Source organism: Burkholderia sp. AU45251 (genome assembly GCF_030482905.1).
GTDB lineage: Bacteria > Pseudomonadota > Gammaproteobacteria > Burkholderiales > Burkholderiaceae > Burkholderia > Burkholderia aenigmatica.
Window position 1 is genome coordinate 1,166,442 of the sequence record NZ_JAUJQH010000001.1, and the last position, 17,278, is coordinate 1,183,719.

Below are 17,278 nucleotides of genomic sequence, written 5' to 3' on the forward strand. Positions count from 1 at the left end.
TGACGGACGCCATAAGGGCGTCGCTGACGCTCGACGGTCGACCCGAGTGCATGGCCGAAAGGCCAGCAGTGATCCGGGCCAACCGTTACCGGCGCCCACCTCGCCATGGCGCGACGCGCAAAAAAATCCCTCCGCCGTCGATCCAGGCTGGAGGGCAAGCGATCCCGATCGTGCGGGATCGAGGCACGGGATGGACAGCCGGCCCGCTCAGGCCAGCCCGTTTCCCGACACGTACAGAAACAGCTCGGCGTCGCTGCGGATGCCGAGCTTCTTCATCGCGTTGTGCTTCTGCGTGCTGATCGTCTTGATGCTGCGGCCGTAGTAATGCGCGATATCGGTCATCGTCATCCCGCTCGCGCACATCCGCACGACTTCGATCTCGCGCGGGCTCAGCGCATAGACGTCGTCGTTCACGGCCGTCGGCATCGGCCGCACGGCCGGCAGGAACGGGCGGCCCGCATGCGCGGCGACGATCGCGCGCGCCAGGTCGGCCGCCACGCCGCGCTTGTTGAGCACGGTCAGCACGCCCGTATTGCAGATGTTCTGCATCAGCGCCGGATTGTCGAGCATCGTCAGCACGACCACGCGCACCAGCGGAAACGCTTCGCGGATCGCCTCGAGCATCAGCAGACCATCCGCGTGCGCACGCCCCGGCATCGCGAAATCGGTCACCACGACATCGCAGTGCGTGCGCGCGATGCAGCTCAGCAGCGCGCCGGGCTCGAGGGCCTCGCCGACCACGCTGATACTCGTCTCGGATGCCAACGCATGACGAATGCCGTACAACATCAGCGGATGGTCATCCGCTATCACAACCCTGATACTCACTTTCGCCCTCCTTCGTCTCTCGCCATCAACTCAATGCCGTCAGGCGCCCGCTGCGCGTGCCCGTTCGCCGACGTGCGTCAGCAGATGATCCGTCATCTTCGATACTTCTGCTCCGGCGTTGCCGATCGCCGCCGCCGAGCCGGACATGAGGGCCGCGTGAAAGCGGTCGAGCAGGCAGTCGATGTGACGCTGCCCGAACAGCGCGTAGGTGCCGCGCGCCGCATGACTCCATGCCTGCAGCGCTTGCCGATCCCCCGCGCGCAGCGCGCGCGACAGCACCGCGCAGTCGGCATCGAGCGACGCGCGGCACGCGGCGAGCACGTTTCGGGCATCAGCGCCGCCATCCCCCGCTACGCCGAACGCATCGAACAGCGTCGCGTAATCGAGCGCCGCGGCGTCGAAGCCGAGCGCGTCGCCGGCATCGTGCGATACGCGCGTGTCGCGTGCATCGAGCACGTCGCGCAGTTCGCCGGGCGTGACCGGCCGGCGCAGGCACGCAACCATGCCGGCGCCGGCCCAGCCGGACGCATCAGGGTCGGCCCCGTCGCCGGCCGTCAGGCCGATGACCGGTATGCGCGCGAGCCGTGGATCGCGGTGATCGCGCAACGCGGCCGCCAGCGCGAACCCGTCCATCCCCGGCATCCGGCAGTCGGTCAGCACGACGTCGATCGGCATCGCGCCCGTCTCCAGCAGATCGAGCGCCGCGCGCCCGTCGTGACGCTCGATCGCACGATGCCCGAGGCGGGCCAGTTGATGCGCGAGCGCGATGCGGTTGACCTCGCGATCGTCGACGATCAGCACGCACAACGGCCGCTGGGGCGCCTCGGTGCCCCCGCTATCGTGCGGTGAATCGGCAGCGGCAACGGCAGCGCCGGAGTCAGACGTGGTCGCATTCGCGCGTGCTGGCGCCGCCACCGGGCAACGCAGCGTCAACGCAAACGCCGCACCGGTGCGATGCGTATCGAGCAACCGCAGGTCGCCGCCGAGCGCCCGCGCGAGCTTGCGCGAAATGGCCAGGCCGAGCCCGCTGCCGGCGCCACCATCGCGCTCGACACCGGCATGCGTGACGAATGGCGTGAACAGGCCCGGTTTCAGCGCATCCGGAATACCGGGCCCGGTATCCTCGACGACGATCTCCAGCACGACGCCATCGCGTGCCCGCGATACCACGTCCGCACGCAACCCCACCGCGCCGTGCGCGGTAAACGCGATCGCATTGCCGACCAGGTTCGACAGGATCTGACGCACGCGCTCGCCGTCCGTCGTCACGCACGTGGGCACCGCGCCGGCCACCTGCACCTGCAGGCGCAGCCCTTTCGCGGCCGCGCGCGCCGAGAACAACGCCGACACGTCGTCGAGCAGCGCGCGCGGATCGACCGCCGACGGTGCGATCGGCAGCCGGCCCGCGTCGACACGCGCATGCACGAGGATGTCGTCCAGCAGACGCATGAGCCGCAACCCCGTCTCATGCACGAGCGCCAGCAGGCCGCGGCGCTCGTGCGCGGGCGCCTCGCGATGCGCGACGTCGACGAGCGCGAGCATCGCCGCGAGCGGCGTGCGCAGTTCGTGCCCGGCCAACGCCAGCGCATCGTTCGACGCGCGCAGCGCCGCTTCGAGGCGCAGCCGCTCGCGTCTCATGCAGGCCCACACCGCCACCCCCGCGAGGGCGCTGCAGACACATGAGGCAAACACCGACCATAGCACCACGGGTCATCTCCCTGCCGCCGAACCGGCGCGGTCGTTCGGTGTCACTTCACGCCCCCGGAACCGCGCCGGCATCCCGGTGGTTCGTCACTCGTGGTCATCCTCATCCTTGTCGTCATTCGGGGCGCCAACCAGGCATGCCTTCGCGCGCCCGCTAGTAGCGGACGTCGACGATCACGCTGTCGGTATAGGTGCCGACGGGCGGCGTGGCCTGGTCGTTGTAGATTCTAGCCACGTACGGCATCGTATTCACCGACGTTCCGTCCGCCGGACCGCTACCGGCGACGCGGTTGCTCGCCTGCCCCCAGACCGTCGCGCCGCCGCCGGCAAACAGGTCGTACTGAAGACGATTCGCACCGCTCGCCATCTGTCGGCGCCCGTTGCCGGCCGCGTTGTTGCCGGGGCTCAGCCCAACCGTGTAGATCATCCCCTTCGTGCAGGTCAGCGCAATCGCACCGGACACGGGCTGGAAGCTCGACACGGTCGGCGCAGCGCCAAAGCTCACGTCCGGCGCGGTGATCGTGCAGTCGTTGGTGACGGTCATCGTGACCTGGAACGTCGACACGCCGCTGCCCTGGTCGCGGCCGAGGCAGATCCCGAGAATCCCGATCCCCGCGCAATAGTTCCAGGTCCAGTTGATCGTCAGCGTGTCGGTATAGACGCCCGCCGCGACGTTGCTGTTGGTGCTCGTGCGGAAATAGAGCGGCAGCGAGGCGGCCGGCCCGCCGAAAATCCCGAGCAGGTTGAGCAGCGCGCCGCTGAACCAGTTGTATTGCTGCCCCCTGTTCAGCACCACCGAATAAGCCGAATCCGCGAAGATCGTGTACGGAATCGCATCGCCGGTCGGGCCGGTCAACTGGCCGCCGTTGGCCGACGTGATGGTGGCGTCGATCTGGTCGCCGACCTGCAGCAGCGACAACAGGGCGCCCGAGCAGGTCAATCCGCTGTTCGTCGTCGAAGTCGACTGCGCCTGGTTTAGCGCCGCGAACGACGTGACCGTGCCGAACGACGCACCGTTCGCCGGCGTCACCGCGCATCCGGCATACGCGGCCGATGGCGCGAGCACGGCCGCCATCGCTGCCGTCAGCACCCATTTCAAGATCCAGCCGAACTGTTTCATCCGTCCCCTCCCTTCCCTTCCGTCTAGTTGCCGCAGCGCAGCGGCCCGATGCGCTGCATCCGGTCCGCGCCGGCGTCGGACGGGAACGTCACTTCGCAAGTCCGGCCGCCCGGCAACGCGACGTCCACGTGATTGATGTCCGACAGTCCTTCGAAATACGTCTCGCCGCCCCAGCCGACGAGCGCCGTCTGCCCCGATTCGCGATGCGTCGCACGCGCGCCGACCGGCAGCGGCCGACCCTGCGCGTCGACGAGCGTGATGCTGGCGGACACGATGCGCTCGACCGGAAACCGTACGATCGCGCCCGCCCGCTGGCGCACCGCAACACGCCGCTCGACCGTCGGGACGCGCACGTTGCTCGGCAGGCCGAGCGGATCGATCTCGTACTTGGCCGCGTAATACGCGGGCGCCCACGGCACGAGCAAGTGGCCGCCACCGTCGGTCTTGCCGACCACCTGGTTCTCGTAGCGCACGGGCACGCCCGGTTGCCCCTGCGTGTCGATCAGCACGAACGCATCGTCGACGCGGTCGGCCGCGAGCACCGCGCCGCCCATCACGACGAACGAGCCCTGCACGTCGGCCCAGCGCGTGTAGCCCTGGCCGGCACCGCCGCCGTATGCGCCGCCCTGCACCTGGAAGTAGCGATTGCGCCACGTCAGGTCGGCCTGCTGGTAACGCGAACCGCCGCCGGCATACGCGAGGTTCCAGCCCAGCCCGCCATCGCTCGGCACCGAGCGGCTGTACTGCACGCGCTCGGTCCAGTTGTCGCGCTCGTCGCGCGCGGTGCCGGCCGTCACCGTGCCGCCGCCGCCGAACGGCACGATCAGCTGCATCTGGGCGGCGACGCCGTGATTGCCGATGGTCTTGTTCAGCGACGCGTAGAACGTCGCGCGCCCGAACAACGGCCGCGTGTACGACACGTTCGCGATCCGCGTATGCGATCCGTCGCCGCCGTGCACGTCGAAATAGCCGGCCCCGAGCGTGCCGCCGATCATGCCGAGATTCAGCGCGCCGGTCGCCTGCGTGCTGCTGCGCACGAGCCGGTAGGTCACGCCGGACGCCTGGTCGTACACGGACAGGTCGCGAAACCCGTCGGTGCGCTGGATGCGCTGCAACGCGACGCTGAATCGGCGCGACGTGTAGCTGTAGCCGAATGCGTATTGCTGCCCCGACGTGCCGGCGAGGCTGCTTTGCGTCGCCGCGAAGTTGAACACCCCCGCGCGGCCGGCCGCGACGTCGAAGCCGAGCCCGCCGAGCGCGAGCCGTTCGCCGGTCTCCGCATGCCCTTCGAGCGTCAGGTAGTCCGTGAGCCCGTAGCGCGCGGTGCCGGACATCGCGAACTTGCCGTACGAGAACGAGCGGATGCCATAGTCACGGCGCATCGCGCCGACCGACAGCGAATAGTCGGACAGCCCTTTCTGCAGCAGCGTGTTCGCGACGTAGAACGGCACCGTGGTCGCAACCTGGCGGCCGAGCGCGTCGGTCGTCACGACGGTCGCCTCGCCCGCGCCGTTGATGAACGGCACGTCGTTCAGCGCGAACGGGCCCGGGTTGACCTGCCCCGACGTCGCCTTGCTGCCGTTGATGAACAGGTCGACCGCGGTCGGCACCGCTGCTTGCCCCGCGAACTGCGGCAGCGGATAGGTAACGATGTCCGGCCGGACACGAAAATCCCGCGCAACCGACACGCCGCCCAGCCGCACCGCGCTCGTCCACGACAGCGCCCCCGTGACGAGGTCGCCGGCCGTGAAGCTCAGCATCCGGTCCTGGTCGGCATAGCGCCAGGTCGTGTCGTAACGCATGTAACGGTTGTCGCCGGGCGCGCCGCCGATACCGTAGGTGCGTCGATAGACGCCCGTGTTCGCGAGCGTGCCCCAGCGGTCGAACAGCCGCTGCTCGGTCCACGCGGACGTCTGGCTGCGGCCGAGCGTCGGCGAGTTCGTATAGACGTCGTAGTTGAACAGCAGCCCGAAATCCGCCGCCGCCGGCGTGCGGTCGTACAGCCGCCGCGTGCCGATCGTCTGGGCCGGCAGCCAGTCGGGCGGCACTGTGAGCCTGAGCTGCTGCGACGTGCTTTCGTATTCGACCTCGACGTGAGCGAGCTTCGCGAGATCGACCATCCGGTCAGGCTCGGCGTCGGTTCGCACCGACACCTTCGCGAGATCGCCGGCGCGCACGTAGTACGCGCCGTCCTGATAGCGAACCGGCACGACCTGCCCGGTGGGCAGCGCGTTGACCACGAGTTCGAGATACAGCGTGCCGCTGCGCAGCGCCGGGTCGGAGGTCGGCAACGCGCGCCCGAAGTTGTCGGCGAGTTTCATTGCGTCGTCCGCACGTGCCGCACCGGTCACCGAAACGGCGATGCCGATCGCCCACGCGGCGCCGCGCAGGCGCGGCCGCCTGCGTCCCTGTCGATTGAACCGCTCCAAGACTGCCCCCGTTTGCCGTGATATCCCGTCCGTTCCTGCTCGATCCCCTGCGACGACCTCGCGTCGCTGCGCGCATGCGAAGCGTCAGCGCTTCATGTCGGCGGGCTCCGGCTCGATGGCCACGTCGTGCTCTCCATTGACCGTCGCGACCAGTCGCGCTTGTGGCGTCTCCCGCACGGCATCCGGCAGCACCCAGCGCATCCGCGCGCCGGGCAGCACATAGCCGAGCAGCCCGCGCGCCACGTCGCTGCGTTCGCCCCGCGCGACGAGCGCAACCTGCGTCAGCCGGGCGTGCACGGGGCCGCGGTTCTCGATCGCGAGCCAGCGCTTGCCGCCCTCGTGCTCGATGCGCCAGCCGAGCCGCGGCTGCCCGACGCCAGCCTGGCCGGACGACGGCTCCGCAGGCGCCTTCGCGCGCAGCCCCGCCCCATACACGAACAGCGGGATCGAGTAGTGCATCTGGAACTTCACGCCGAGCGACGCCTGGCCGCCGGCCTGTGCCGTGTCGTCGTCCGGTTGCGGAATCTCGTCGATCAACACGCGGTACGCGTCCTCGGTGCCGGGCGTGACGTCGGTCAAGCGCGTCAGGCGAATCAGTTGCCGCTTGCCCGGCGGCACGGTCGTCATCGGCGGACTGCCCGCGACGCGCATCTGATCTTCCGCATACAGGTCCTCGCCGCCCGCCTCGCGCCAGCCGAGCACGCGCACCTGCAGCGTGACGGGCTTCATGTCGCGGTTCTCGAGCCACAGCGCCGCTGCGCGCTGGCCGCTCTCGATGACGGGATCGATCGGCCAGATCATCACGGACGCAGCCGCGCGGGCCGCGCCGGCCGCGACCGCCATGGCCAGCGCCACGGCCGCGCGCACCCTCGTGCGCCTGCGCCGCGCGCATCCGCGGCGAAGTCCTGAAAGGGCATCATTCATGTCGGAATCCTGATTGAATCAATAACTCAGCGTGACCTGCGCGGTGTCGGTATAGGTGCCGGGCGGCGTCGCACCACCCGGCAGCGTCAGTGCGCCGTAGATCGGCAGGCTGACGACACCGGACGCCGGGATCGACACCGATTGCCCGACCGCCAGCACGGTCGTGCGGCTCGCGTCCGCATAGAGCCGGTAGGCGATCAGCGCATTGCCCGCGCTCGCGAGGTTGCGCTGCGTGTTGCCGCCCGTCGGATGCATGCCGCCGTCTACCGACATCTTCAGCGTCGTGCCGGGCGAGCACTCGATTTGCAGCGCGCTGCCGCCCGACGTCGCGACGGCCTGCCCCGTCGCGACCGCGGGATACGCGCCGAAATCGAGCGTGCCGAAATCGAGCCCCGTGCCCGACCCGCCGCCGGCCACGCCGCAGCCGGACACGATCTGCGCGCTGACCGCGAAGGTTCGGGTAGTCGGCACCGCCGTATCCGCGAGGCCGGCGATCGGGCACGCGAGCGCGCCCATCAGGAAGACCAGAGGTTCAGCTATCCGCATGATGGCAAGTGAGTCGAAGGGGGTCGCGGCAGCGCAGCCGACGGGCCGCCAGGCGGCGGCGCCGGCCGCGCGCTTACCAGCCGAGCGTGACGTTGAGCGTGTCCGTGTAGGTGCCGGCAGACAGTGCGCCGCGGCTCGTCTTGTTGATCGCGCCGTAGATCGGCAGGTTGAACGCCGAACCCGGCGCCGGCACCGGGACGGACTGCACGGTGCCCGCGACGTACTGGACCGAGCGCGCGGAATCCGCGTACACCTCGTAAGGCACGTAGCTTGAGCCGCTCGCGAGCGCGCGCGTGCCGGCGCCGACCGCCACGCCCTTGCCGAGGTTCTGGCCGCCGTCGATCGTCACCTGCAGCGCGGTCACGTCCGGCGAACAGGTCACCTGCGTCGCGCCGGCGCTGCCGCCGCCCGCGGCCTGGGCCGTCAGTGCCCCGGTAAAGCCCGACGGCTGCGTGCCGAAGTCGAGCGTGCCGAGGTTGGTCGAGTTGCCGGTCGAGCCCGAGCCGGCATCGATCGCGCAGCCGGTCGTCAGCACGAGCTTCGAATTGACGGAGCCGGTAATCGGGCTCGTTTGCGCGCCGGCGGTCATGCATGCCGACGCCAGAGCAACCGCTGCCAGGGTGTTCCATTGAGTTTTCACGCGTGTTCCTTTGACGAATGAGAGGTGAGGTTGCTACGCATCCGCCCGGGCTCACCAGTTGACGGTGATCCCGAGCAAATCTTCATAAGTCCCGGCCGGGACGAACTGCATCTGTGTGCCGACGACGCCGAACAGCGGCAGCGCGACGGCATCGCGCCGCTCGTCGACACGAAACGATTGGGGTATCTGCGGGACGTACGCCACGCTGCGCGCCGGATCGCGATAGATGTTGTAGGGCACGCGCGCGACGCTCCGGCCCGCCGCATCGCGCCGCACCAGATAGCGGGTCGACTGCAGGCCGTGCCGGCCCTCGTCGACCGACACCAGGAAACCGCCGATATCGGGGCTGCACACGACGTGCAGCGGGCCGCTGCCGGACGGGCGCGTGTCGCTGGTCAGGGGCTCGGCCCACGTGGGCCCGCGCGTGCCGAAGTCGAGCGCGCCGAAATCCGCGCCGATCGGCCCGCCGCCGACCTGACAACCGCTGCGCACCTGCAGGCTGACGTTCACCGTGCCGTTGACCTGCCCGGCCTGAATGCCGGCGAACGGAACCAGCATCAGCCCGAGCCAGACCGTCTTCCGAATCGCTTTGACCATGCTGGCCTCCGGCGCACGCACAATTACGGCGCAATTACCCGCCATTGCCGCGCAATTGATTAACCCATTGGAATTCCGGCCATTCGGGCCGGTGCAAACGATTGAAAAGGGAATATCCCGGCGACACGAGACAGCGAAATGGAACGATACCGATCGATATCGGCGCTTCGCTCCATTCGCATTTTTCAGGGACGACAAAGCCCGCCCGGCATCGCGCTCAGCGCCTGCCGGAGCCCTTCCCTTTATGATGTCTTGTGATGTCGTTAATCCGCGATTCGTTTCCCCGCTCGCGGACTCGATTTATTCGATGAAATGCATGTTGGTGGCCTCGGATTGCTTTTCGCTTTCTTTACACACAGTAATGATCCAGAAAAAATTCCCGGCACACAATCGGAATATTCCTAGAACCGAAAAAATAATCCGGAATGAAGACAGGTTTATCGCTCAGCCAATAACCAATTCTTCATTTTCCAAAATGATCGCGTTGCTCGTGCGAATACATTGTCGGAAGAATCCTATGATTCGTCTCGGAGAAGGTGGAAACCGGTGGCGTTACCGCGCGATTCGTTCCGGCACGGGTAGATTCGCCACAAATCAGCGATTTTTTTGTCGGGCAATGGGGAGACGGCGAGACGGGACGGCTGGTCGGTAAGATTGGCGTCCAGTGGCCAGCAGACAGACAGGAAGGACGCTGGCGATCGATTCACTCGGTATGACGGCCCGGGTTTCGGATGCGGGCAAGGCGCCGCGGATCGCGATGCAAACGAGTCGGGATTGGGCGCGGCAAGTGTTGCTGGGGGGCTTGGGGCTTGGGGCTTGGGGCTTGGGGCTTGGGGCTTGGGGCTTGGGGCTTGGGGCTTGGGGCTTGGGGCTTGGGGCTTGGGGCTAATCGCTTGTCGACTGTTGTCGCTGGCCGTCACTGGCCGCCATCGGCCAAGACGTCGGCGGCACGTCCCGCATTGCGCGGAACGAAGGGGCGCGAAGCAGCGCCTAGGCGGCCACCGCTTGCCGCGTTACGGAGAAGCCATCCGGCAACCGCCTGCGGGAACCATGGAGAGCCTGCTGCGCAAACGCACAGCAGGCCGGCGCCGCCGCTCGCGTTCCACCGGAGCGTGACGCAGTAAACCGTCATTCGCCGCCCAGCACCGCCCCGCTCTCCGGCAAGGTCGCACCGCCGTCGACGACGATCGTCTGCCCCGTGATGTACGCGGCATCGGCCGATGCGAGAAACAGCATCGCGTTCGCGATGTCTTCCGGCTCGCCCATCCGTGCGAGCGGAATGTCGCGCGCGATCTGCGCGGCGACCGACGCGTCGCCGAGATTGCCGGCCGCCGGCGTGCGGATCATGCCCGGCTCGACGCCGTTCACCGTCACGTTGCGACGCGCGAGTTCCAGCGCCGCCGCGCGAATGAAGCCGTTCACGCCGGCCTTCGACGCCGCATAATGCGCGAGCCCCGGATACACGACGCGCGGCCCCGTCACCGACGACGTGACGAGCAGCCGCCCGGTTCCCGCGCGCTCGAATGCCGGCAGCGCGGCCTGTGCAAGCCAGAACAGCGCCGACAGGTTGACCGACAGCGTCCGGTCGAGTGTCGGCTCGTCGATCTGCGTGAACGGCGTCAGCGGAAAATACGCGGCATTGTGGACGACGACATCGAGCCGGCCGCCGTCACGCTCGACCGCCGCGACCAGCGCGACCAGTTCGTCGCGGCTGGCGGCATCCACCCGATAGGCACGTGCCTCGCCGCCCGTGCTCGCGAGCGCGTCGGCCTGTGCGGCGGCGGCCTCGCCGTTCAGGTCGGCCAGTGCGACGAACGCATCGGATTCCGCGAAACGGCGCGCGATCGCCGCGCCGATCCCCTGCGCGGCGCCCGTGACGAGCACGACACGCCCGCTGAAATCCGCCCGCAGGCGGCCGCTGCCCGGGGCGGCATTCATCGCGGCGCCTCGCCGTCGAGCGGATGCACGGTGTCGTTCAGCACCTGCGCATGCGCGCCGATCGGGAAGTTCGACAGCGTGCCGAAATCGCCCCCCTGATAGCCGAAGATCTTGCCGTCGGTCTTGCGCTGCGCGAGGTCGATCAGCACGACACCGAGCGTCGGCACCACCTTTTCACGCCACACGAACAGATACAGCTCGTCTGCAATCCTGAAGTAATGGCAGCGGTCGACATCGGCCAGCCCGCGCTCGACACCCAGCAGGCACTGCCACGCATAGAAGTTCTCGTTCAGGTAGATGTGCTCGTAGCATTCGGTCGGGCTGTAGCGGTACATCGTCCGCTTGCCGATCAGCGCGCGCGTGGGCCCGTGCAACGGCCCCGGCTGCGTGTGGCCGCCGAGCGTGCCGTGCCGGAACCCGGCCTCGACGGCCGTCAGCGGCAGCCCGCGCGCAACCCGCGTGAACGCGTCGATGCGCGTGTCGGCTTCGATCGGCAGCGTGCCGACCACCGACGTCCATACGCCGTTGTCGAGATCGATCACGAGACTGACCGAAGTCGCACGGGCGGCCGAATCGAGGTAGTCGACGAAGTACAGCGCGTCGCGCAGCCGCGTCACGCGGCACGGCTCGCGGCCGCTCGCGCCGGTCGCCGCATCGCGCCACTGCAGCGCGCCGGGCTCGAACGTATAGACGCGCCACACGCCCGATGCGTCGCCGAGCGTGAGCGTCCGCCCCGCGAGCGCATCGACGGATGCGAGGATGTTCGCTTCGGGCGCGAAGCCGTCCGCGAGCGCGCCAACCTGGATGAATACCGGATCCTGTCGTTCCACCTGCCGTCTCCCGCGCAGCTTCAGGCCCGGCGGGCCGTGTACGCTGCTCATGTGCACATGGTGCGGGCTGCGTGCGCCGCGCGGTATCGGCCAAAAGGATGAAGGGCGCGCGGCGCCGGAACGCGCTAAAGTGCACGAAATCCGCGCCGCGACCGGCGCGAGGAGCGCACATGCACCGCATCACCCATTACCGACGAACCGGCGAAGGCATCGAGGCGATCAGCCTCGAATCCGATCGCGCGTTTCCGCGCCACGCACACGACGAATTCGGGGTCGGCGTGATCGTCAGCGGCGCGCACCGGTCGTGGAGCGGCCGCGGGCAGGTCGACGCACTGGCCGGCGACGCGATCATGGTCAACCCGGGCGAGATGCACGACGGCTCGCCGATCGAGGCCGGTACGGGCCGGCGCTGGCGGATGCTGTACCTCGCGCCCGCGCTGGTCGCGGGCGTCGCGGCGGAAGAAGGTCTCGGCGGCGTCGAACTGGCACACCCGGCGGTGCGCGACGCACGGCTCACGGCCGCCGTCGGCCGGCTGCATACACGCATCGTCGCGGGGGCATCCCAGCCGCTCGCCCGTGACGAGGCACTCGTGATGCTCGTCGCCGGGCTGCTCGCCCGGCACGCGAACCGCACGCTGCCGGCGGCGGGGGTCGCACCGGCGATCCGCATCGCCCGGGAGCGGCTCGACGCGGCGCCGGCCGCCCCCGTCTCGCTCGCCGAGCTGGCCGACCTGAGCGGCGTCAGCCGCTTCCAGCTGCTGCGCGGGTTTGCCCGCGAACTCGGCATCACACCGCACGCGTACCTGATCCAGTCGCGCGCACGGCTGGCGCGCGCGCTGCTCGCCAGCGGCCTGCCGATCGCCGATGCCGCGGCCGAAGCCGGCTTTGCCGATCAGAGCCACCTGACGCGTGCATTCGCGCGCCAGTTCGGGATCACGCCCGGGCGGTTCACGCAGGCCGTTTGACGCCGCCGTCCTCCCGCGCGAGGCCACCAGGCAAACCGCCGTCGACGGCACGGCCACAGCGACCGCAGTAACACATGACCGCAGCGGCGGCAGCCGATGCCCGTGGCGCACGCATGCCGAATCCCGTGCGCCGTATTCGACACGCCCGCGTGCGCTGCAATTTCGTTCAAGACGCACGCTGCCGCCGTGCGCGACGATGCGGCGCATGAAGACACGACTGATTGGCTATCTCTATCTCGCCGCCGCGATGGCGGGCGTCGGCAGCACCGTCATCGCGAGCCGTCTCGCGGCAGGCGGCCTGCCGCCGTTCGCGGCCACGGCGCTGCGCTTCCTGATCGCGACACCGCTGCTGTTCGCGCTGATGCGCGCGCAGCGCATGCGCTGGCCACGCATCTCCACACGCGACGCCGTGCTGCTCGTCATCCAGGCGGCGGCGGGCGGCGTCGGTTATACGGTGCTGCTGATCTGCGGCACGAAGCTGTCGTCGCCGCTCGATGCGGGCGTGATGCTCGGCACGCTGCCCGCGATGTCGACGCTGATCGCGGCCATCGTACTGCGCGAGCGGCAGACGCCGCGCGACTGGCTGGCCGCCGCGCTCGCAACGGCCGGCGTACTGTTCGTCACGTTCGCACCCGGTCAGGCGCTGCCGTCGTTCCGCACGCTTGCCGGCGATGCGCTGGTGCTGGCCGCCGTCGCGTGCGAAGCCGTCTTCATCCTGCTCAACCGGCGGCTTGCCGCACCCTTGCCGCCGCTGGCACTGTCCACCGCGATGTCGGGCCTCGGCTTCGTGCTCGCACTCGTGCCGGCCGCGTTCGAATGGCGCGCGGTAGCGACCGGCTGGACCGTCGGCGCCGTATCGGCGATCGCCTACTACGCACTGGTGCCGACCGTGCTCGGCTACCTGTGCTGGTATGCGGGTTCGGCGCGCACGAGCGGCACCGAGGCCGCGCTGTTCACGGCGGTCGCGCCGGTCTCCGCCGTGCTGTTCGCAGTCGCGCTGTTCGGCGAAACGCTCAACGGCACGCGGGTCGCGGGCATCGCGCTCGTCGTCGCGGGCATGGCCGTCGGCGCAACACGGCGGCGCGAACCGCCCGCTCAGGCACGCGATGCGCGGCCGGCGAAGCCGGTACGGCCAGCCCGCCCCGCACCAACCGCGACCGACTGATCGGCGTTCGTCGCGTCATCTCAACATGGGAGATCGTTCGGCCCTGTCGCTCCGCCGCGTTCCCGCGCCGCCGCAGGCGATTGTAGGAATGTGTCCGCGCGCCGCAAAACCGTTGCGTGGCACCCGGCGAGATGCAATATTCGCGTGACCGGGACCTTTGACGACCATCGAACGACACGCCGCCGCGCAATGAACAGGAAGGAAGCCAAAACAAGAATCGCGGTGCTGATGTCCGCTGGAACGAGGAAGGCCGACGTCCTGGCCGATCTGTCCGGACAAGGGCTCGACGATCGTGTGCTCGCCGGCCTGATTGCGTCGCGCCCCGATCCCGAACGCTGCCGCAAGAACAAGGTGCACGTCCGGATCCTGGTCGCACTCGCTGTCGTCCAGCTCGCGAACGGCCTGACGTTCGCTTATGGCGTCGCCCAATCCGGCGGCGACCTCGGCGTCTCGGGCGCGCTCGGCAATGGCCTCGTCATGCTGTTGCTCGCGCTGAACGTACTGCTGTCGCTGCTGTTCATCTGGGGCTTCGCGACGCATCGCGTCGGCGCCTATCACGCGTTCATCCTGTTGTCGCTGGTGCAGGTGCCGAAGACCATCGCCGAGCTCGGACGCAGTCCGTCGACCGCGCTGCCGAGCCTCGTGGTCACGGTCCTGCTGGTGGGCTATGTCTGGTTCGTCCGCAACCGGATGTTCCCCGACTACGGCGGGTTCACGCCGCGCAAGGTCGAAGGCCGCTACGCGTTCGTCGAGCACGCCTGACGCCACTGGCATCGGACATCAGACGCAAAAAAAACGCCGGGCCGCCCCGCGATCGCGGGACGGCCCGGCGCTTTCTGTATTCCTGAACCAGTCGGCTTACTTGGCCTTTTCAGCCGTATCGCTGATCGCCTGGCCGCCCTTCGAAATGTCCTGCCCCATGCCGGCCACCGTGTTGCAACCGGCAAGCGCGGCGGTCACCACCAGCAGCATTGCAGCAATCGTACGCGTCATTCCCATTCTCCTTCGAATCATCAAGCCCGACGGGCGAATCATGTGTGGCGCGGTGCCCGGCAAGATGCCGGGCACGGGGCCTGACCTGATTATACGGAGACAGCCGCCGCACGCCAGTACGAACCCGCCGCCTGTCACACGGGCCACCCAGCCGGGTCGCGCAGATTTTCCTTGACTTCAACGCGCCACGATCTAATATACGCACCGCGTATATTTTCTGTCAGGAGCCGCCGATGACCGTTCCCCAGCAAGCCTTCCTTCGCGACGCGATGCGCCGCCTCAACATGACCCGCGAAGCGTTCGCCAATCGTATCGGTGTCAGCCGGCGCGCGCTGGACACCTGGCTGTTGCCCGACGATTCGCAGGAATCGCGCGGGATGCCCGAGATCGTCGAGCGCTTCGTGTCGGAAATCGTCGAGCGCTCGGCACCGGATGGCGGGGACTATACGCAAAGCGTAGACAAACAAGGGCTCTCGAAGCAGTTCCTGTTCGAAGGCAAGCCGCAATTGATCTCGGTCGACCAGTTCTCGCGGGATTCGGTCGAGGCGCTGTTCCGCGTGGCCGACGTGATGCAGCCGATCGCGCGCCGCCACAAGATCTCGCGCGTGCTGGAGGGCGCGGTGCTTGGCAACCTGTTCTTCGAGGCCAGCACGCGTACGCGTGTGTCGTTCGGTGCCGCCTTCTGCCGGCTCGGCGGCTCGGTGTGCGACACGACGGGCTTCACGTTCTCGTCGATGGCCAAGGGCGAATCGATCTACGACACGAGCCGCGTGATGGCCGGCTACGTCGACGCGCTCGTGATCCGCCATCCGGAGAAAGGCTCGGTGGCCGAGTTCGCGCGCGCGACCAACCTGCCCGTGATCAATGGTGGCGACGGCCCCGGCGAGCACCCGAGCCAGGCGCTGCTCGATCTCTATACGATCCAGCGCGAGTTCTCGCGGCTCGGCAAGATCGTCGACGGCGCGCACATCGCGCTGGTCGGCGACCTCAAGTACGGCCGCACCGTGCACTCGCTCGTCAAGCTGCTCGCGCTGTACCGCGGGCTCAAGTTCACGCTCGTGTCGCCGCCGACGCTCGAGATGCCGGCTTACATCGTCGACCAGATCGCCACGAACGGCCATGTGATCGAGCAGACGACCGACCTCGCGGCCGGGCTGCGCGGCGCGGACGTCGTCTACGCGACGCGGATCCAGAAGGAACGCTTCACCGACGAGTCGTTCGAAGGCTACACGCCGGATTTCCAGATCAACCAGGCGCTCGTCGACTCGGTATGCAAACCCGACACGCTGATCATGCACCCGCTGCCGCGTGACAGCCGGCCCGGCGCGAACGACCTGTCGGTCGACCTGAACCGCGACCCGCGCCTCGCGATCTTCCGCCAGACCGACAACGGCATTCCGGTGCGGATGGCGATCTTCGCGGTACTGCTCGGTGTGGAGAACCTCGTCCAGCATTCGATGCGCGACGCGACGTGGCGCCCGCCGGCATATCTCGGGCCAGAGGACGCGGTGTTTCACGGGGTGGATTGAGCAGGAACTGCGGGGGCACGCCAGTCAGGCGCCCCTACGTTCAAAAGAAAGCGCGCCGGGTTACCCGACGCGCTTTATTTTTTGCGCGCGGTGAACGGGTGCGCAATCGGCGCCTAGGACGCCCACGGATCGATCACCCGCAGGCCGACCGCCTCGAATGGCGCGACGTCGCGTGTCGCAATGATGAGTCCGTTCGCCTCGGCCGTCGCGGCGATAAAGCAGTCGGCGGGCGCGATCGCGGTGCCCGCGGCACGGGCCCGCGCGCGAATACCCGCATACGCTTTGCTCGCTGCATCGTCGAATGGCACGATTCGACCGCGAAACAGCGGCACGACACGCTGCTCGATGCTTTGGTGAAGCCAGTCGCGCCTGCGCCCTTCCGGTAACGCCGCCACACCGAAGCGCATTTCGGCAAGGCTGATCGCTGCAAGAAACAGCGTTTCGACGTTCTGGGCATCGAGCCACTCGATCACGGCCGAACTCGGCTCGCGCCGCAGCGGTTCGGACATCACGTTCGTATCAAGAAGGATCATTCGAAGCTCATCGGGTCGGTTAGCGTCTTGTCGCGCTGAACGTCGAAATCGACGCCGCCCGCCTCCCGTCCGATTTCCGCCAGTAGCGTCCCCAGCTTGAGCCGGCCACCCGGCAAAACGGCCTGCTCGAGGATGTCTCGCACCTCGGCTTCGGTGCTGCGCCCATGCTGGGCCGCGCGAATCCGGAGCGCACGGTGCACTTCATCGGGCAGATTTCGAACGGTAATCACGGGCATGATGCACCTCACCACATTTGCTTTCAATGCAGTCATATTAGCACCTTGATGTCATGGCGGGTGATCCGCAACAGCACCACTCTAACCCGCCCGGCAAGCCCGTCCCACCTGGCCTTTCGGCCATCCGCCACCGCCCCGTCGACCGCGCAACCACCCCGCAACATTCCTCAACAATTTCCCAACAAACGCGAACAAGAACGCTTCTCATTTAACTAAAAATTACATAGAATGCCGCCTGAAAACAAATCGTAATAATTCCCGACGGCATGCACATTTCCGCAGCGCACCGCCCCGGGGCCAC

At 68.1% G+C, this 17,278-nt stretch carries 17 protein-coding genes; 4 read left to right on the forward strand and 13 right to left on the reverse strand.

Going from position 1 to position 17,278, the window contains the following annotated elements; genetic code table 11:
• Positions 1 to 207: 207 nt before the first annotated feature.
• From QZM67_RS05125 to QZM67_RS05170, 10 genes are all read right to left on the reverse strand, one after another.
• The gene (locus QZM67_RS05125) at positions 208 to 828 is read right to left on the reverse strand and encodes a response regulator (protein WP_301801086.1); all 621 of its coding nucleotides are present in this window, start codon (positions 826 to 828) and stop codon (positions 208 to 210) included.
• Positions 829 to 867: 39 nt separating this feature from the next.
• A complete protein-coding gene (locus tag QZM67_RS05130) occupies positions 868 to 2,466 on the reverse strand; it encodes an ATP-binding protein (protein WP_301801088.1) in 1,599 nt (532 codons plus the stop codon).
• 220 nt (positions 2,467 to 2,686) lie between these two features.
• Positions 2,687 to 3,607, reverse strand: a complete 921-nt coding sequence (locus tag QZM67_RS05135; protein ID WP_301801413.1) for a spore coat U domain-containing protein — start codon at positions 3,605 to 3,607, stop codon at positions 2,687 to 2,689.
• 68 nt (positions 3,608 to 3,675) lie between these two features.
• Complete coding sequence (locus QZM67_RS05140; RefSeq protein ID WP_301801090.1) at positions 3,676 to 5,973, reverse strand: fimbria/pilus outer membrane usher protein; 2,298 nt, start codon at positions 5,971 to 5,973, stop codon at positions 3,676 to 3,678.
• Between the two features lie 192 nt (positions 5,974 to 6,165).
• Positions 6,166 to 6,924 (reverse strand): molecular chaperone, encoded by a 759-nt coding sequence (locus QZM67_RS05145; protein WP_301801416.1) that lies wholly within the window; start codon positions 6,922 to 6,924, stop codon positions 6,166 to 6,168.
• A gap of 99 nt (positions 6,925 to 7,023) precedes the next feature.
• The gene (locus QZM67_RS05150; protein WP_080741517.1) at positions 7,024 to 7,533 is read right to left on the reverse strand and encodes a spore coat U domain-containing protein; all 510 of its coding nucleotides are present in this window, start codon (positions 7,531 to 7,533) and stop codon (positions 7,024 to 7,026) included.
• A gap of 91 nt (positions 7,534 to 7,624) precedes the next feature.
• Positions 7,625 to 8,191, reverse strand: coding sequence for a spore coat protein U domain-containing protein (locus QZM67_RS05155; RefSeq protein ID WP_043179881.1), 567 nt, complete (start codon positions 8,189 to 8,191; stop codon positions 7,625 to 7,627).
• Between the two features lie 51 nt (positions 8,192 to 8,242).
• Entirely contained in the window at positions 8,243 to 8,788 is a 546-nt protein-coding gene (locus tag QZM67_RS05160) for a spore coat U domain-containing protein (RefSeq protein WP_301801093.1), read from the reverse strand.
• A 1,128-nt stretch (positions 8,789 to 9,916) separates the two neighbouring features.
• On the reverse strand, positions 9,917 to 10,726 hold the full coding sequence (locus QZM67_RS05165; RefSeq protein ID WP_301801095.1) for an SDR family oxidoreductase: 810 nt from the start codon (positions 10,724 to 10,726) through the stop codon (positions 9,917 to 9,919).
• Entirely contained in the window at positions 10,723 to 11,556 is an 834-nt protein-coding gene (locus QZM67_RS05170) for a molybdenum cofactor biosynthesis F family protein (RefSeq protein WP_301801097.1), read from the reverse strand. Before QZM67_RS05170 ends, QZM67_RS05165 begins: the two co-directional genes overlap by 4 nt.
• 170 nt (positions 11,557 to 11,726) lie before the next feature.
• Here QZM67_RS05170 and QZM67_RS05175 point away from each other — a divergent pair, with 170 nt between their 5' ends.
• The 3 genes from QZM67_RS05175 to QZM67_RS05185 all read left to right on the forward strand — a co-directional run bounded on the left by QZM67_RS05175 (position 11,727) and on the right by QZM67_RS05185 (position 14,448).
• Positions 11,727 to 12,521: an AraC family transcriptional regulator gene (locus QZM67_RS05175; protein ID WP_175025700.1), complete on the forward strand. Its 795-nt coding sequence runs from the start codon at positions 11,727 to 11,729 to the stop codon at positions 12,519 to 12,521.
• 205 nt (positions 12,522 to 12,726) lie between these two features.
• Positions 12,727 to 13,686, forward strand: a complete 960-nt coding sequence (locus QZM67_RS05180; protein ID WP_301801099.1) for a DMT family transporter — start codon at positions 12,727 to 12,729, stop codon at positions 13,684 to 13,686.
• 189 nt (positions 13,687 to 13,875) lie between these two features.
• Entirely contained in the window at positions 13,876 to 14,448 is a 573-nt protein-coding gene (locus QZM67_RS05185) for a permease (protein ID WP_089452296.1), read from the forward strand.
• A gap of 96 nt (positions 14,449 to 14,544) precedes the next feature.
• Here QZM67_RS05185 and QZM67_RS05190 read toward each other — a convergent pair whose 3' ends face one another.
• The gene (locus QZM67_RS05190) at positions 14,545 to 14,679 is read right to left on the reverse strand and encodes an entericidin A/B family lipoprotein (RefSeq protein ID WP_009688930.1); all 135 of its coding nucleotides are present in this window, start codon (positions 14,677 to 14,679) and stop codon (positions 14,545 to 14,547) included.
• 233 nt (positions 14,680 to 14,912) lie between these two features.
• Here QZM67_RS05190 and QZM67_RS05195 point away from each other — a divergent pair, with 233 nt between their 5' ends.
• A complete protein-coding gene (locus tag QZM67_RS05195; protein WP_043179892.1) occupies positions 14,913 to 16,208 on the forward strand; it encodes an aspartate carbamoyltransferase in 1,296 nt (431 codons plus the stop codon).
• A 113-nt stretch (positions 16,209 to 16,321) separates the two neighbouring features.
• On the opposite strand, the gene QZM67_RS05200 is transcribed toward QZM67_RS05195, so the two are convergent.
• Together QZM67_RS05200 and QZM67_RS05205 are read right to left on the reverse strand one after the other, a co-directional pair.
• Complete coding sequence (locus QZM67_RS05200; protein WP_301801101.1) at positions 16,322 to 16,741, reverse strand: type II toxin-antitoxin system VapC family toxin; 420 nt, start codon at positions 16,739 to 16,741, stop codon at positions 16,322 to 16,324.
• Positions 16,738 to 16,977 (reverse strand): Arc family DNA-binding protein, encoded by a 240-nt coding sequence (locus tag QZM67_RS05205; RefSeq protein WP_301801103.1) that lies wholly within the window; start codon positions 16,975 to 16,977, stop codon positions 16,738 to 16,740. The genes QZM67_RS05200 and QZM67_RS05205 overlap by 4 nt, the downstream gene beginning before the upstream one ends.
• Positions 16,978 to 17,278: the final 301 nt, after the last annotated feature.

Excerpts from the sequence above, each read along its gene's own strand:
- QZM67_RS05180 (WP_301801099.1), top strand. The coding sequence starts at position 12,727 with ATGAAGACACGACTGATTGGCTATCTCTATCTCGCCGCCGCGATGGCG.
- QZM67_RS05145 (WP_301801416.1), bottom strand. The coding sequence starts at position 6,924 with ATGGCGGTCGCGGCCGGCGCGGCCCGCGCGGCTGCGTCCGTGATGATC.
- QZM67_RS05160 (WP_301801093.1), bottom strand. The coding sequence starts at position 8,788 with ATGGTCAAAGCGATTCGGAAGACGGTCTGGCTCGGGCTGATGCTGGTT.
- QZM67_RS05205 (WP_301801103.1), bottom strand. The coding sequence starts at position 16,977 with ATGCCCGTGATTACCGTTCGAAATCTGCCCGATGAAGTGCACCGTGCG.
- QZM67_RS05185 (WP_089452296.1), top strand. The coding sequence starts at position 13,876 with ATGAACAGGAAGGAAGCCAAAACAAGAATCGCGGTGCTGATGTCCGCT.
- QZM67_RS05140 (WP_301801090.1), bottom strand. The coding sequence starts at position 5,973 with ATGAAACTCGCCGACAACTTCGGGCGCGCGTTGCCGACCTCCGACCCG.
- QZM67_RS05135 (WP_301801413.1), bottom strand. The coding sequence starts at position 3,607 with ATGGCGGCCGTGCTCGCGCCATCGGCCGCGTATGCCGGATGCGCGGTG.
- QZM67_RS05195 (WP_043179892.1), top strand. The coding sequence starts at position 14,913 with ATGACCGTTCCCCAGCAAGCCTTCCTTCGCGACGCGATGCGCCGCCTC.
- QZM67_RS05165 (WP_301801095.1), bottom strand. The coding sequence starts at position 10,726 with ATGAATGCCGCCCCGGGCAGCGGCCGCCTGCGGGCGGATTTCAGCGGG.
- QZM67_RS05190 (WP_009688930.1), bottom strand. The coding sequence starts at position 14,679 with ATGACGCGTACGATTGCTGCAATGCTGCTGGTGGTGACCGCCGCGCTT.
- QZM67_RS05175 (WP_175025700.1), top strand. The coding sequence starts at position 11,727 with ATGCACCGCATCACCCATTACCGACGAACCGGCGAAGGCATCGAGGCG.
- QZM67_RS05130 (WP_301801088.1), bottom strand. The coding sequence starts at position 2,466 with ATGAGACGCGAGCGGCTGCGCCTCGAAGCGGCGCTGCGCGCGTCGAAC.
- QZM67_RS05200 (WP_301801101.1), bottom strand. The coding sequence starts at position 16,741 with ATGATCCTTCTTGATACGAACGTGATGTCCGAACCGCTGCGGCGCGAG.